This window comes from Alkalicoccus luteus (assembly GCF_012034335.1).
GTDB classification, from domain to species: Bacteria; Bacillota; Bacilli; order Bacillales; family Salisediminibacteriaceae; genus Alkalicoccus; species Alkalicoccus luteus_A.
The window spans coordinates 55245-69282 of the sequence record NZ_JAATHJ010000014.1; the positions used below are offsets into that span (position 1 = coordinate 55245).

Annotated in this window: 14 protein-coding genes; 12 read left to right on the forward strand and 2 right to left on the reverse strand. The window is 53.5% G+C overall.

All coding sequences use genetic code 11. The annotated features are described in order from the left end of the window. The first annotated feature begins 178 nt into the window (after positions 1-178). The 6 genes from HCN83_RS10540 to HCN83_RS10565 all read left to right on the forward strand — a co-directional run bounded on the left by HCN83_RS10540 (position 179) and on the right by HCN83_RS10565 (position 5523). Positions 179-1684, forward strand: coding sequence for a malate:quinone oxidoreductase (locus HCN83_RS10540; RefSeq protein ID WP_168007038.1), 1506 nt, complete (start codon positions 179-181; stop codon positions 1682-1684). Positions 1685-1754: 70 nt separating this feature from the next. Further along, positions 1755-2552 carry a carbon-nitrogen hydrolase family protein gene (locus tag HCN83_RS10545; RefSeq protein ID WP_168007040.1) on the forward strand — a complete coding sequence of 266 codons (798 nt, stop codon included), beginning with the start codon at positions 1755-1757 and terminating at the stop codon, positions 2550-2552. Between the two features lie 68 nt (positions 2553-2620). Then, the gene (locus tag HCN83_RS10550) at positions 2621-3280 is read left to right on the forward strand and encodes an MBL fold metallo-hydrolase (protein ID WP_168007042.1); all 660 of its coding nucleotides are present in this window, start codon (positions 2621-2623) and stop codon (positions 3278-3280) included. A 61-nt stretch (positions 3281-3341) separates the two neighbouring features. Continuing rightward, positions 3342-4007: a M15 family metallopeptidase gene (locus HCN83_RS10555; RefSeq protein ID WP_168007044.1), complete on the forward strand. Its 666-nt coding sequence runs from the start codon at positions 3342-3344 to the stop codon at positions 4005-4007. Continuing rightward, complete coding sequence (locus tag HCN83_RS10560) at positions 4004-5134, forward strand: hypothetical protein (RefSeq protein WP_168007046.1); 1131 nt, start codon at positions 4004-4006, stop codon at positions 5132-5134. Before HCN83_RS10555 ends, HCN83_RS10560 begins: the two co-directional genes overlap by 4 nt. Positions 5135-5292: 158 nt before the next feature. After that, the gene (locus HCN83_RS10565; RefSeq protein WP_168007048.1) at positions 5293-5523 is read left to right on the forward strand and encodes a hypothetical protein; all 231 of its coding nucleotides are present in this window, start codon (positions 5293-5295) and stop codon (positions 5521-5523) included. Between the two features lie 138 nt (positions 5524-5661). Here the strand turns inward: HCN83_RS10565 and HCN83_RS10570 are convergent, their stop codons facing one another. Together HCN83_RS10570 and HCN83_RS10575 are read right to left on the reverse strand one after the other, a co-directional pair. Further along, entirely contained in the window at positions 5662-7050 is a 1389-nt protein-coding gene (locus HCN83_RS10570; protein ID WP_168007050.1) for an RQC-minor-2 family DNA-binding protein, read from the reverse strand. A 76-nt stretch (positions 7051-7126) separates the two neighbouring features. Further along, positions 7127-8554 carry an SLC13 family permease gene (locus tag HCN83_RS10575; protein ID WP_168007052.1) on the reverse strand — a complete coding sequence of 476 codons (1428 nt, stop codon included), beginning with the start codon at positions 8552-8554 and terminating at the stop codon, positions 7127-7129. 187 nt (positions 8555-8741) lie between these two features. Between HCN83_RS10575 and HCN83_RS10580 the strand changes: the two genes are divergently transcribed. The 6 genes from HCN83_RS10580 to HCN83_RS10600 all read left to right on the forward strand — a co-directional run bounded on the left by HCN83_RS10580 (position 8742) and on the right by HCN83_RS10600 (position 13795). Next, on the forward strand, positions 8742-9497 hold the full coding sequence (locus HCN83_RS10580) for an alpha/beta hydrolase (RefSeq protein WP_168007054.1): 756 nt from the start codon (positions 8742-8744) through the stop codon (positions 9495-9497). Positions 9498-9523: 26 nt separating this feature from the next. Then, positions 9524-10567 (forward strand): 2,3-butanediol dehydrogenase, encoded by a 1044-nt coding sequence (locus HCN83_RS10585; protein WP_168007056.1) that lies wholly within the window; start codon positions 9524-9526, stop codon positions 10565-10567. A 21-nt stretch (positions 10568-10588) separates the two neighbouring features. Next, entirely contained in the window at positions 10589-10870 is a 282-nt protein-coding gene (locus HCN83_RS10590; RefSeq protein ID WP_168007058.1) for a hypothetical protein, read from the forward strand. A gap of 176 nt (positions 10871-11046) precedes the next feature. After that, complete coding sequence (locus HCN83_RS18785; protein WP_343033709.1) at positions 11047-11307, forward strand: hypothetical protein; 261 nt, start codon at positions 11047-11049, stop codon at positions 11305-11307. Positions 11308-11328: 21 nt separating this feature from the next. Then, positions 11329-12690: a flotillin family protein gene (locus tag HCN83_RS10595; protein ID WP_343033710.1), complete on the forward strand. Its 1362-nt coding sequence runs from the start codon at positions 11329-11331 to the stop codon at positions 12688-12690. Between the two features lie 223 nt (positions 12691-12913). Next, positions 12914-13795: a glycine betaine ABC transporter substrate-binding protein gene (locus tag HCN83_RS10600; protein ID WP_168007060.1), complete on the forward strand. Its 882-nt coding sequence runs from the start codon at positions 12914-12916 to the stop codon at positions 13793-13795. Positions 13796-14038: the final 243 nt, after the last annotated feature.

The window sequence follows — 14038 nt, forward strand, 5'->3', positions numbered from 1 at the left end:
CTTTTCTTCCTATTTAAATAACCGAAAGCGTTTTATTATCGTGCTATCAGTGATAAACTATTACGTGTAGCAAAATGAACTGGAAAAGGTGTGGAACCTGGTCGAATGTCATTGTTTCGCTGTCGTCTTTTGAAGCGGCTGCATCTTTTCCGAAAAACGTAAGGAGTAGGAAGAGATTATGAGCAGAGAGCAAAAACAAGCAGATGTACTATTAATAGGTGCCGGTATCATGAGTGCGACGCTTGGTTCCCTGATGAAGGAGCTTGCTCCGGATTGGAACATCAAAGTGTTTGAAAAGCTCGGCAGTGCCGGTGAGGAAAGCTCGAACGAATGGAACAACGCAGGAACAGGACATGCGGCACTGTGCGAGCTGAACTATACGCACGAGCAGCCGGACGGCTCGGTTGACATCACGAAGGCTGTGAAAATCAACGAGCAGTTTAATGAGTCAAAGCAGTACTGGTCGTACCTCGTTAACAGCGGCAGAATCACGAACCCGCGCGATTTTATCGGGGCCCTTCCGCACATCAGCTTCGTGCAGGGAGAGGACAACGTTCAGTTTCTGTACCGCCGCTTTGAGGCGATGAAGGCGAACCCGCTGTTTGATGACATGGAGTTTTCCGATGATCCGGCTGAGCTGAAGAAGTGGATTCCGCTCATGATGGAAAACCGGGAGCTTGACATGCCGGTAGCGGCAACGCGCATCGAAGGCGGAACGGATGTGAACTTCGGAGCACTCACGCGCGTGCTGTTTGAGCAGCTTGAAGAAAAAGGTGTGGAATTAAACTACAACCGCACGGTGGAAGACCTCGCCCAACAGGAAGACGGCCGCTGGGAAGTAAAAATTACGAATCATGAAAGCGGTATCGTTGAGCATCACACGGCGCGATTCGTCTTTATCGGAGGCGGAGGCGGAAGCCTTCACCTGCTGCAGAAGTCCGGCATTCCGGAAGGGAAAGGCTACGGCGGATTTCCCGTGAGCGGCATTTTCATGTCGTGCTCCAACCCGGAAGTCGTCAAAAAGCACTTCGCTAAAGTATACGGGAAAGCACCAGTCGGCGCTCCGCCGATGTCCGTGCCGCATCTGGACACGCGCTTTATCGATAACAAGGAATCTCTTCTTTTCGGTCCGTTTGCCGGCTTCTCGCCGAAATTTTTAAAGGAAGGCTCCTACACCGATCTCATCACGTCGATCCGTCCGAACAACGTGACGACGATGCTTGCAGCCGGTGCGAAAAACACGGCGCTCACCGCATACCTGATCAAACAGGTGATGCAGTCGAAGGAAAAGCGGATCGAAGCGCTGCGTGAATTCATTCCGGACGCGAAAAGCGAGGACTGGGAAATGATCACAGCCGGTCAGCGGGTGCAGGTGATTAAGGATACGGAAAACGGGAAAGGCACGCTTCAGTTCGGTACCGAGGTTATTAACTCTGCCGACGGGTCGATTGCCGCCCTGCTCGGCGCGTCGCCTGGAGCCTCCACGGCTGTATCGGTGATGCTTGATATCATCGAGCGCTGCTTCCCGGACCGCGTGAAGGAATGGGAGCCAAAGATAAAAGAAATGGTGCCATCCTACGGATTAAAGCTGTCAGAGCATCCGGAGCTGATCCGCGAGCTGCAGGCGAAAACCGACAAGGCACTCGGTCTGATAGTAGACCAGGAAGCAGAATCAACCTTGTAATCAATGAGAAAGAGGAGCCAGTCAGTCAGCCGCTGACTGGCTTTCTTCCGTTAAGAAGGAGGCGTCACCCATGAAAATCGCGATATACCAGCCGGAGATTCCTGATACGATTGTGACAGCGGAGGCTCGAAACCAGCACGTGAAACGGCTCGCCCAAGCCATCCGCCTTCACGCAGCCAAGGAGCCGTTTGACATGATCGTCCTGCCGGAGCTTGCGACGATCACTTACAGCCGCGAAGCGTTTCTCGCTTTGGACGAGCTCGCTGAACCAGTAGACGGCATGTCCGCCGCTGTCTTCAAGCAAACGGCGAAAGAACTAGAAGCGACGATCGTTTTCGGGCTGCCGATCAACGAGAACGGCCAGTTTTTTATCGCCCAGGTCGTCATCGATCATACGGGACACGTTGCTGCGATCTATCGAAAACGGCACCTCGCCCAGTTTGGTGCTTCAATGGAGCGGGATTTTTTCAGCCGCGGCACAGACATCTGCACGTTTGACTGCAAAGGTGTCCGCGTTGGCCTGATGATCTGCTACGACATCCGCTTTCCGGAGCACGCCCGCCGGCTCGCATGGGAGGAGGGCGCTGATGTCCTGCTGCATCCGTCTGCGTTTTCAAAGGATGATACGTACCCGAGCTGGCACGCGTTCGTTCTGACGAGAGCGGTGGAAAATCAGGTGTACCTGCTGAGCGTGAACCGTGCAGGTGCGATGTGGGGCGGTTCCGTCATGCAGCCTCCGTGGAGCGGATGGAACGTGCAGGCAGACGTGTTCGCTGAAGCGGAAGCGATCCGCGTTTATGAAATCGATGCCGGCGTATTAGAAGATGTTCGCCGGACGTACAGCTATCGGGAGGACGCCGACTGGTAAAAACACTCGCTCAATACGCCTGAACCGGCTATACTGATTTTAATCAGAGGAAAACGGGAGGGATCGGCATGAAGTGGAAGCACGTATCAGATCACGCAGGCAAACTGGAGGCATGGGTCGTGCTGAAGATGAGCGCCTGGGCCGTGCGCGGCGACGACGGCATTTACATCGTCGACACGGGGCTCTCGTTTATGTCCCCGAGACTGCTGAAAGAAGCAGAAAAGCTCGGGCCTGTAAAAGGCATTTTGCTCACACACGGCCATCTTGACCACGTCGGCGGCTTGAAAAAACTGTTGAAAAAGCGGCGTCTTGCCGTCTATGCGCACGAGAAGGAAATTCCCTATGCAGAAGGAAGTCTCCCGTATCCCGGACGGAAAAAGCCGGAGAAAATCGTTCCCGCAGGTACGCTGACCCCGCTCCCGGAGGAGGACGGTGAGCTTCTTCCCATCGCCGGGTTACAGCCGGTGTTTACCCCGGGACATACGCCGGGACACGTCTGCTACTACGAGCCGGAGAGTCGCGTCATGATCACCGGTGATTTATTTACCTCTAAGAAAGGGCAGCTCAACCGGCCGATTCCGATGTTCACCGCCGATATGGATCAGGCGATCAAAAGCGCAGACCTGCTCCGTGAGTATGATATCGACATCCTTAGCATCTGTCACGGGGAAGACGTAGCGGAAGGAAATGAAGCACTGGCGCAATATAGGGAAAACATGGATAGATAATCGTGTTCAGGTCTTTCGACGTGGTATAATAAGTCCTATCATGATTCGAGGAGGACAGACCATGACGCAAATACGCGACTGGCGGCACGTTCCGATCGATGATAATCGGGAACCGCTTGTTACACCTGCACACGAACGAATCGTCTGCCAGCCGGCTTATGCCCGGCAAGGGATTGAAGGGGCACTTCAGCATATTTACGTCCGGGAAGAGACGGCCGATCGTCTTTATACCGCGGCTTCGCTGCTGCCGGAAGGCTATCGTCTGCTCATCTGGGACGGCTTTCGTCCGGATCACGTGCAGCGGGGGCTGTATGAAGCCTTTGAAGCTTCCATCCTCAGTAAAAATCCAGAATTAACCGGTCCAGCGCTGCGCGAGAAGGTAACGACGTACGTCTCATACCCATCTGAGGATCTCTCCGCTCCGGCTCCACATGCGACCGGCGGCGCGGTGGACTTGACGATTTTGGATGAGAACGGACGCGAGCTGCCGATGGGCACGGCGTTTGATGATTTCAGTGAGCTCGCGCGGACCGATGCCTTTCACGACAAGCCGGGGGACGTGCAGGAGTCGAGAAAACTGCTGTTAGCTGTGATGGAAGCCGCAGGCTTTTCAAACTACATAGAGGAATGGTGGCATTTTGATTACGGCAACCAGTGGTGGGCGCTTCGCACCGGACAGGAAGCCGCGGTATACGGAAAAGCCGCCGTGCCGGAGGAAGTACAATGAGCCGGTTTGACGTACGCTCCGAATCGGCCAGCTCCTACCGCAACGTCACTGCCTTGTTTATCACCGTACTCCTGCTCCTGTTCGGAATTATCATTTTAACGAACGTGCTGCTTGGAACCATTTCATGGGAAAGCTTTTACATGGACGTGATGACGTCTCTGATCGGAATCATGCTGCCGCTCGTCCTCTTTAACGTGATTTATGAGAAAGTGACCCGGCGCCACCAGAAAATTGAAACGGCGAACAGCGTCGCAGAGGCGCTGATGCTGGATAAGGGCGTACTGTCGCGCTTTTCAGAAGGGGCGCGTAAAGGCTTTATTAAAAACTCGACTGAGTCGCTCCTCGGTGAACGGGCCGGCGGCATGCTTTATACGACATTAATTCGCCCGTATCTGGAAAACAAGTATCATTTCCGCCGCCGCTTTCGCTATCACATCAGCTACTCGCTGAAGCGGAGCGGTATGGAAACATCGTTTCCGGAAGAGGACTATTACTGGGTGGAAGAAGATTTATCGTTTTACCGGAGTTTGAACATCTTTCAGCTGAAAAAGCGCCGCGTTACCGTCGGCTTTTCCTATTGGGAGAGTGATCTCGAAGAGCTGTTTAAAGGAGAAGGGGTCTTTTTCCGTGAAAATCTGTTTATCGGCTCCAGTCAAAAGAAGCGGATGCAGCAGATGACGAACGAAGAGCTGCAGCGCTTTGTCGAAGAGGTCATGCAGTTTTCCTTCGCCCTTGATGAGAAAAGCCTCCCGTTCACAGTAGAAAACAGCGAGAACGGCTTTTACCTGCAGTTTGACATGTCTGGAACGATTGAGGCAGAAGCAGACCGTGAGTATAAGTTTCACTACCATTTTCATATGCCGCAGCTAAAAACGATCCGCAAATTCGTGTCGATCGTATCGGAACCGACCCAGCAGGTGGATATCCTCTTCACCCATGCTGACCCGGACGTACGTATCGTACCGGTGCCGTTTTTCGACGACAGCGAAGCCGTCTCCTACTTGCCGAACAACATCGTCAAAATCGAGCTCGACCAGTGGGTGCTGCCGCGCTCCGGCTGCGTGTTCATCTGGGACGAGCCGGAAGCAGAGAGCGTGAGTCATATGCAGGAAGAACGGATCGGATAACGAGTGATACAGATGAAGCTAATCAGTATTGCCAGCTGGTTAGCTCATCTATCTCTACTAGCGATCATAAGCAGCTGCGAGCTTACGGAACGTCGAAACGAATGAATAGAGAAAAGAAGGGAATCTTGTGTTAAGCTCTAATCAGGAGGTGTTTCGCTATGGATCTTTTTGTATTCGTTCCAGTCGGTTTTTTCTTCATTGGTTTGCTCATTATCTTTACGGTCAAACAGCGAATGGGTTTATCGTGGAAAGCGATGAGTGCAGAGGGAAGTGAAGCCGAAAGCCCGGAGCGGACGAGAAAAATCATCGCGTTTATTGCCGCAACAACCGTATGGGGCGTGATCAGCATCTTTCTTGTCGTGTGGTTTTTTAACCGGTTTGGGGCGTGAGTCAGCAGGCACACTGTGATTTAGTGGTGCTTTTTTATGAAGGGTTTTCATCTCTTCTTACTTAACTAACCAAGCATGGAATCACGTTTTTACGTCGATTCCATGCTTGTTTTCGTATTTAAAGGGTGCTTTATCTAGTTAGACAAACAGCCGGTGCACGGCTTTGACGACCTGCTTTTCCGGCCAGGACTGGAGCAGCCCGAAGATCGGTGATTCGTGCAGGCCGAGCGAGCGCACCTTGTTCGTTGGGATACCAGCGAGTGTCTTCGCAAGCTGATGAGCCGACGGTCGGAAGTCGTGCATGTCAAGGAAGGCGTCAATCTCGTCTTTCTCACCCTGCGTCAGCTTGCATCGTTTCACGTGAAACACAACGTCATCCGGCTTCGGTCTTTCTTTTTCTGCCTGCTCATCGTATTGATGAAAAGCCTCGTCAAGGAGAGACTCAACCTGCCCATCGAAATCGTGTGGAATGGCAAGCACAGCAGTATCGTGCAGATGGACACCAGCAAGTGAGTGAAGCTCAGGCTGCACGTCAGCTGTCGGGAATGTCGTGCGGATCAGTGCTTCGTACGTATCCACGATCGGCACCGCAGGCGGATGCTTGAGCTGCTGCTTGTGACGACTCAGCCGCTCAAGCTCGGCCTCAAACGGAAGCAGCTGTTTTTTTAGATCCTGCAGCCGGCGCAGCTGATCGATCACGTCGAGGCTCTGCTCGGCGATCTCGTTCAGCTGCCGTTCAATCGTGGCAATACGCTTTATTGCTCGGGGCATGAGCACCTCTTCTTCAAGTTCAGCGTTGCCGTCGGCCGGATGGTAGTAAACCGTAAACGCGCACGTCGTACAGCTGCAGACGAGTTTATCTGTCGTCGTGTACAGCTCTTTCTCATGCTCGCACAGTCCGTCTCGCCAAGCCTCAGGCAGCGCTCGGTAAGGCCGGAGCACAATCTCCACCCGGTGGCGCCAGTAGGCGATATCTTCCGGGTATTTTAAGACGGCGAGCAGAGAGGAACGATTCATTAGCTCGACAGCTTCGACAACGTCTGCTTTCTGACGGGCAAGCTCTAAAAACGGATGGCGGAGATAAGCAGCTTCCACGTCAGCAAGCCAGAACGAACGAGGACGTTCATGCAGCGCTGCAGCAAGCAAATACTGCCGAACGACCTGCTCGAGATGGCGGCGAAGCTGCGCATCGGAAAGCTTCGTCGTATCCCGCTGGAAAAACGAACGTCGATCAAGCGGAAGCTGTGACGGTGCAGACTCCCATAAAAACACGTCCGGTCGAACGAGCACCGGAACCGCCTGGCCGTTCGCTTCCATGCCGACAGGGAGCCGGCAGGCGGACTGGCCGGTAAGGCGGCACCAGGCTTCTTTTTCAGACGCTGTAAGAGCAGAAAGCAGCTCAGCGGCCGCTTCGTGCAGCCGGTTCAGTCCGCGGCTGCGGACGATGTAAGGGGCCCGGCGGCCAAAGCCTGCCGGAAGAAACGCCAAATACGGATACGGTTCAGGCTGCTGCTGTGCGTGTGACATGGCACATCCCTCCAGACAACGGTAGTGCCCTCATTATAAGCGATCCCGAATCTTCCGGAAAGCACGGAGACTTATGCTAAAAGCTGAGTACGAGAGGCTGCCAGAAGTAGACAAACAGCACGATCACGAAAATCGAAACGATGTTCATCCAGAAGCCTGCTTTTACCATGTCGTCGATGGTGATATAGTCCGAACTGAACACGGCTGCGTTCGGCGGAGTCGAAATAGGCAGCATGAACGCACAGGAGGATGTGAGTGCCACAACAGCCATAATCGCGTATGGATCGACGCCGATTCCGAGTGCGAGACCGATGCTAATAGGAATCAGCATATTGGAGACGGCCGTATTAGACATAATCTCTGTCATGAACAGAACAGCGGCAGCGAGCGCGATTAAAATGAGCAGGAACGGCAGCACTTCAAGCGCTCCGAGTAACTCGCCGAACCAGGAGGTCAGATCGGATTCTTCAAAGGCTGCTGCGAGTGACAGACCGCCTCCAAATAAAAGCAAAAGTCCCCAAGGCAGGCGCTTCATGTCATCCCACTGCATCAGTCCGCCCTTTTCCTGTTTTGCAGGGAGTAAAAACATCGATGTCGCACCAATGATTGAAATTGTGGTGTCAGACAAGCGCAGATTTTCCGGCAAAAAGCCGCTGGAGATCCACATGAGTCCGGTGAAAGTGAAAATCGTCAGCACTGCTTTTTCCTCAAACGACATCGGGCCAAGCTCTTTCAGCTGATTTTTCGCAAAATCGTCAGAAATACTCGCTTTCTGTGTAATCTTAAATTGTACTTTCGTCATGTAAAAATAGAGTACAACGAGCAAAATAATCGTGAGCGGAAGCCCGAATATAATCCAGTCGGTGAACGTAACCGTTTCTCCAAGTATTTGCGAGGCAACCCCGGCAAATACGGCGTTCGGCACAGAGCCGATCAGCGTGGCGAGACCGCCGATGGAAGCAGCATAGGCCACCGTTAACAGCAGACCTTTTGCAAACTTCCGGAGCGATTCCTCATCCAGGTAATTCTTTTCTTTCACGTTTGTAATCAGGGCAAGCGCGATTGGCAGCATCATTAAGGCAGTGGCTGCATTGGAAATCCACATCGAGAGCAGGGCGGTAGCCAGCAGGACACCGAGAATAATACGCGAGCTGTCGGAGCCCACCATCGCAATGATCGACATCGCAATTCGCTTATGCAAGTTCCACTTTTCAATGGCGAGCGCAATTGTAAAACCGCCCATGTACATAAAGACAATTGGATCGGCATACGCCATCGTAGCCGTTTCTTCCTGAGCGCCGCCCGTCAGAGGGAGCAGAAAGATCGGCATTAATGACGTCGCCGGGATCGGCATAGCCTCGGTAATCCACCACGTCGCTACCCAGGCAGTAACGGCAAGCACGGCGCGCGGCGCATCATCGAGTCCGGTCATTCCCTGAAAAAAATAAATCAGGCTGAACAGGGAAGGGCCGAGGATCAGTCCCGTCAGCTGTCTGGTTGTCATGTATCATCACGTCCTTCTTCGCTGAAATCGCTTACGTTTACGAGCTTACCAGATTATTTCCAGAAAAAGCCCGAAGCGAGATGGAAAAATGTCAAAAAGGACGAAAGAATAAGAAGCAGGAAAATGCTGGGCTTTTGTCGAAGTAATAACACGTTTAGACTATACGCTACCATCAGGAGGGATGACGATGCAGGAGACGTATCAGGTCATGAAGGGAGCGGAGCCGTTTAAGATTGAGGGGTTCCGCGTCGGGGTTCTCGTTTCGCATGGATTTACAGGCACGACGCAGAGCATGCGGCCGCTCGGTAAAGCATTTGCTGATGCCGGCTATACGGTATGCGGGGTCCGTCTGAAAGGGCACGGGACCCACTACGAAGACATGGAGCAGTCAACGTATGAGGACTGGATTGCCTCAATCGAGGAAGGCTATCAGTGGCTGAAGGAGCGCTGTGACAGTATTTTTGTTGTCGGGCTGTCGATGGGCGGCACGCTCGCGCTTTACATGGCTCAGCACCATCCGGAAATAAGCGGAATCGTCACGATTAACGCAGCGGTCGATGTACCGGAAATGGAGCCGGTGAAGCATATGGAGGAGCGGTATATCGATGCGATTGGTTCCGATATTAAAAAGCCGGACGTCGTCGAGCTTGCTTATGAAAAGACCCCGGTTGCTTCTGTGAAGCAGATTCTGGAGCTGATGAAGCAGGTGAAGCTCGATCTGCCCCGCGTAGCTTGTCCGGCGCTCATCATGGCTTCCACTGAGGATCACGTCGTTCCGCCGGAAAATTCAAATCTGATTTACGACCAGATCGGCTCTGATCAAAAAACGTTTCTTGAATTGAAGAACAGCTATCACGTCGCTACGCTCGACAACGATCAGCAGCAAATCATTGAGGAGTCGCTCACATTCATGAAGCAGAATGCGGTGTTCAGCCACGATTAAATCATTCTGAAAAAGGAGTGGGAAGCATGAAAGCTGCTGTCTGGTACAAAGCAAAGGATTTGCGCGTGGAAAAGGTGGAGGAGCCTCAGGTAAACGGAAAGCACGACGTGAAAATCAAAGTCGGCTGGTGCGGGATCTGCGGGAGCGACCTGCACGAATACGCTGCGGGCCCGATCTTTATTCCGGTCGATGCCCCGCATCCGATCAGTGGAGGCCAGGCGCCGATCGTCATGGGACACGAGTTTGCCGGTGAAGTTGTTGACGTTGGGAGCGCTGTGACGAAGGTGAAGCCGGGAGACCGTGTGGCGGTCGAGCCGATTCTCGCTCCGCACGAGAACGGCCGCTACGTGGATGCGAAGTACAATTTGTCACCGCAGCTCGGATTTCACGGGCTTTCCGGCGGAGGAGGCGGCTTTTCCGAGTTCACGGTCGTCGGCGAGCACATGGCGCACAAGCTGCCGGATGAACTTTCCGATGAGCAGGGAGCGCTTGTCGAGCCAGCTGCTGTGGCCGTGCATGCCGTCCGGCAAAGCTCGCTAAAGGTCGGAGACACTGCCGCGGTGTTCGGTGCCGGTCCAATCGGCCTTATGGTGATCGATGCGTTAAAAGCAGCCGGGGCTTCAGCGGTCTATGTCGTCGAGCTGTCCAAGGAGCGCCAGCAGAAAGCGCGCAATCTCGGCGGAATTATCGTCGATCCGGAGCGCGCAGTCGATGACATTCATGCCGACTGCGGCGGGGTTGACGTCTCGTTCGAGGTGACGGGCGTGCCCAAGGTGCTCAATATGGCGCTTCACAGTACACACACCGGCGGCGAAGCGATTATCGTAAGCATCTGGGAAAGCGAGGCGTCGTTTCAGCCGAACGATCTCGTCATAGCTGAGCGGACGATGAAAGGGATCATTGCCTACCGCGATATTTATCCGCAGGTGATGGAGCTGATGAAGTCCGGCTTCTTTTCGGCGGATGATATGGTTACCTCGCGTATCGGCATCGATGACGTAGTCGACAGCGGATTTGAGGCGCTGCTGCACGATAAAAGCCACGTGAAAATCATGGTAAAACCATCGTAAAACGAACGGGAGGTGTCGAGCATGGAGACAGGCAAACCGGATCTGGCCGATTACATCATGGCACTTGTGACGAGCAACCTTTTTGCGGTCGTGTTTGCCGTGTCGTTTGCGGTAAGCTCTGATGACGTCTACTGGACGAGCGGAATCGGGGAAGCGATGGTCGTGCTGCTTGCCCTGCTGGTACGGTTTGTGATCGCATTTGTCGTCATCAAGCTGGTGATGCTCCTCATCGCCAAGCTGTTCCGGTTCCGTATCCACCCGGCAGCGAAAGCAACGTTTCAAGTAAAGCAGGGAAAGACCTGAGAAAAACCAAAAATACGAGCGAAGCTGAACCCTGTCAGACTTGGGCAGGGTTTGGTTCATGTTTTCGACACATAAAAAAATCTCCGGTAAATTTGAACAATTCAGGAACTTTAATCAGACACGCTCCGTACAGTACAGGTGAGCCATCATTCTTCTTTTAGAAAGGCAGTGAGAAAATGGGTTTTATTTATGCAGGGATTGCGCTTGTCGTTCTCCTTTTCGCTGTAGCGGGCTACTACATATTTATGAAGATCCGCTACCGGACAGCGCGTTCCAATGAAGCACTGATCATTACGGGGCCTAAGCTCGGTGATGAGCAGAAGGAAACGAATATTTTCACCGATAAGGAAGGCCGGTCGATGAAAATTGTCCGCGGGGGCGGGGTGCTGCTCAAGCGGTTCCAGACGTCGACCCCGGTTAACCTGACGTCATTCTAGCAGAAGCTGACGACGCCGCGAGTGTACACGGAAGGCGGCGTGCCGATCGTTGCGGATGCGGTCGTCAAGGTAAAGGTTGCCGATGATCTGAAGGGCATTGCCAACTACGCCGAGCAGTTTCTCGGAAAAGACCAGAAGGAAATCGAAACAGAAATTTCCGAAGTATTAAACGGTAACCTCCGCGCCATTCTCAGTAAAATGTCGGTCGAGCAAATCAACGCCGACCGCGAAGGATTTGCGGAGCAGGTAACGGAAGTCGCCCAGACGCAGCTGGACCGGATGGGTTTTAACATCACGGCGCTGACGCTGACCGATCTTCGCGATGCCGATGAAGAAAACGGCTATCTCGAAAATCTCGGACGTCCGCAGATTGCCAAGGTGCGCAAGGAAGCGGAAGTAGCGGAAGCCGAAAACCTCCGTGAAACACGGATCAACCAGGCAAAAACAGAAGAAGAAGCGAAGAAGAGCGAGTACGAGAGTGAAATCTCCACGGCCGAAGCGCGTAAGGAAAAAGACATTCGGGCTGCCTCGATCAAAGAGGAAACAGAGCGCGCCCGTGCGAAATCCGAGCAGGCGTACGATCTGGAAAAAGCCGTACTCGACCGTAAAGTAAAGGACGAAGAGCTGAATACGAAGTTTATGGAGCGCGAGCGTTCTGTAAAGCTGGAAGAAGAAGAAAACAAAGTACGCCGCACGAAGCTGGACGCGGAATACTATGAAACGACGAAGAAAGCCGAAGCGAAGGCGAAATCGGACGAGATTTCCGCAGAAGCGAAAGCACGTGCCGACCGTATAGCTCAGGAAGCACGCGCGCAGATTCGCATCGAAGAAGGAAAGGCCGAAGCCGAAGTTACGCGAGAGCAGGGTAACGCCTCTGCTGAAATTAAGATTCGCGAAGGTCAGGCTGAAGCTCAGATCATCCGCGAAAAAGGGGAAGCAGAAGCAGAAGCACGCCGTCTCCTCGCCGAAGCGATGGCCGAAAACGGCGAAGCGATTATCCGTGAGAAGCTGATCGAAATTCTGCCGCAGGTCGCAGCCGAGTTCGCCCGTCCGCTCTCCAACATCGACTCTGTAAAAGTGATCGACAGCGGCAGCGGAGAAGGCATGAACACGATGGGGAACAGCGTGGCGCGCAACCTGATGAGCATGCAGGAGCCGGTAAAGGAAGCGACCGGCCTCGACATCGCGAACCTCGTCAAGGATTTCGCCGGCAAAAGCTCCGACAAAGTCAAAAGCGGTCTCGATTCCCTGCAGAATCTGCAGGGCAGCACGATGGCCGACGAGTCAGCTGACGTTGCTACAGCGTTGAAAACGGAAGACGACGACCGTACTGAAGCAGCGGACCAACATAGCCAGACAGAAGAAAGCGACGATAAAAATTAATGAACATGCCCGGTGCACACAGCTGCACCGGGTTTTTTCTGTCTTTCGCGCCTCCTCTATAGTGAGCATTCGGACTTTATGCTGCGCACTGGCCCGGTGAGGGCGTTCTTATGAGCATCAACTGGGGAGCGGGAGCATTTAACGGCGCTTACAAGCATTGAGCCTCCCGAAAGAAAAACGTATACTTAAGCTTGTGTGACAATCGAGAAGGGATGATGTATAGATGAAAAAGGCTACGGTACTTACCGGCGCGGCGCTGGTTTCAGTGATGCTGCTCGCGGCATGCGGCGATAACGATGGTAATTCAAACGAAGAATCAGCACAGGAGGGTGAAGGCGGTTCGATTGAGCTCGGCTATAACAACTGGACGGAAAACATTGCGATTACGAATATGTGGAAGCTGCTGCTGGAGGAGCAGGGCTATGACGTGGAAATCACGATGTCGGAGAAATCACCGATCTGGGTCGGTGTCGCAAACGGGGACCTCGATGCGGCATTGGAAGTGTGGCTTCCAACGACCGATGAACCGCTCTACGAAGAGCACGGGGATAACCTGGAGCTGAGCGAAACGACGTGGTTTGAAGGCACGGGCCTCGGACTCGTGGTACCGGAATACGTCGACATTGACAGCATTGACGAGCTGAACGATAACGTCGATATGTTCGGCGGAGAAATCGTCGGCATCGACGCCGGAGCAAGCTTGACGAGACTGACAGAAGATGTCGTCGAGGACTACGAACTTGACTACGAACTGCTCGTCAGCTCGGAGCCCGCGATGATTTCAGAGCTGGATACGGCCTACAACAACGAAGAGCCTGTTCTGATTACGATGTGGAACCCGCACTGGGCGTTTTCCGACTACGACATTAAGTATCTGGAAGATCCGGAGGGCGTTTACGGCGAGCCGGAAGACATCTACTACATGACGCGTGAAGGCTTCCACGAGGAGCACCCGGAAGTAATCGAGTGGTGGGACAACTGGGAAATGGACGACGATACGCTTGGTGAGCTGATGTCCTATATTAACGACATGGACGACGAGGTCGAAGGCGCCGAGGCGTGGATCGACGATAACCGTGACATGGTCGAGGAATGGATTCAGTAAACGAGCTTGGCGGTGAAGGGCCGTGCGAGTATGAGAGATGGCGGCAACAGGAAACGGACGGCTGAAGGTAAAAAGCTGAACGGGTCAAAAACGACTTAACGTTCCGCAAAAGCAACGTAAGCGTCAAAGAAACCGTGTCCGAACAGTGTGAAGATCGAGCAGGAGAACATCAAAAAACGGGCAGCCGCGGGGATCTTCCCGGGGCTGCCCGTTTTGGGCTTACGGCGAAACAGGGCGTCGACC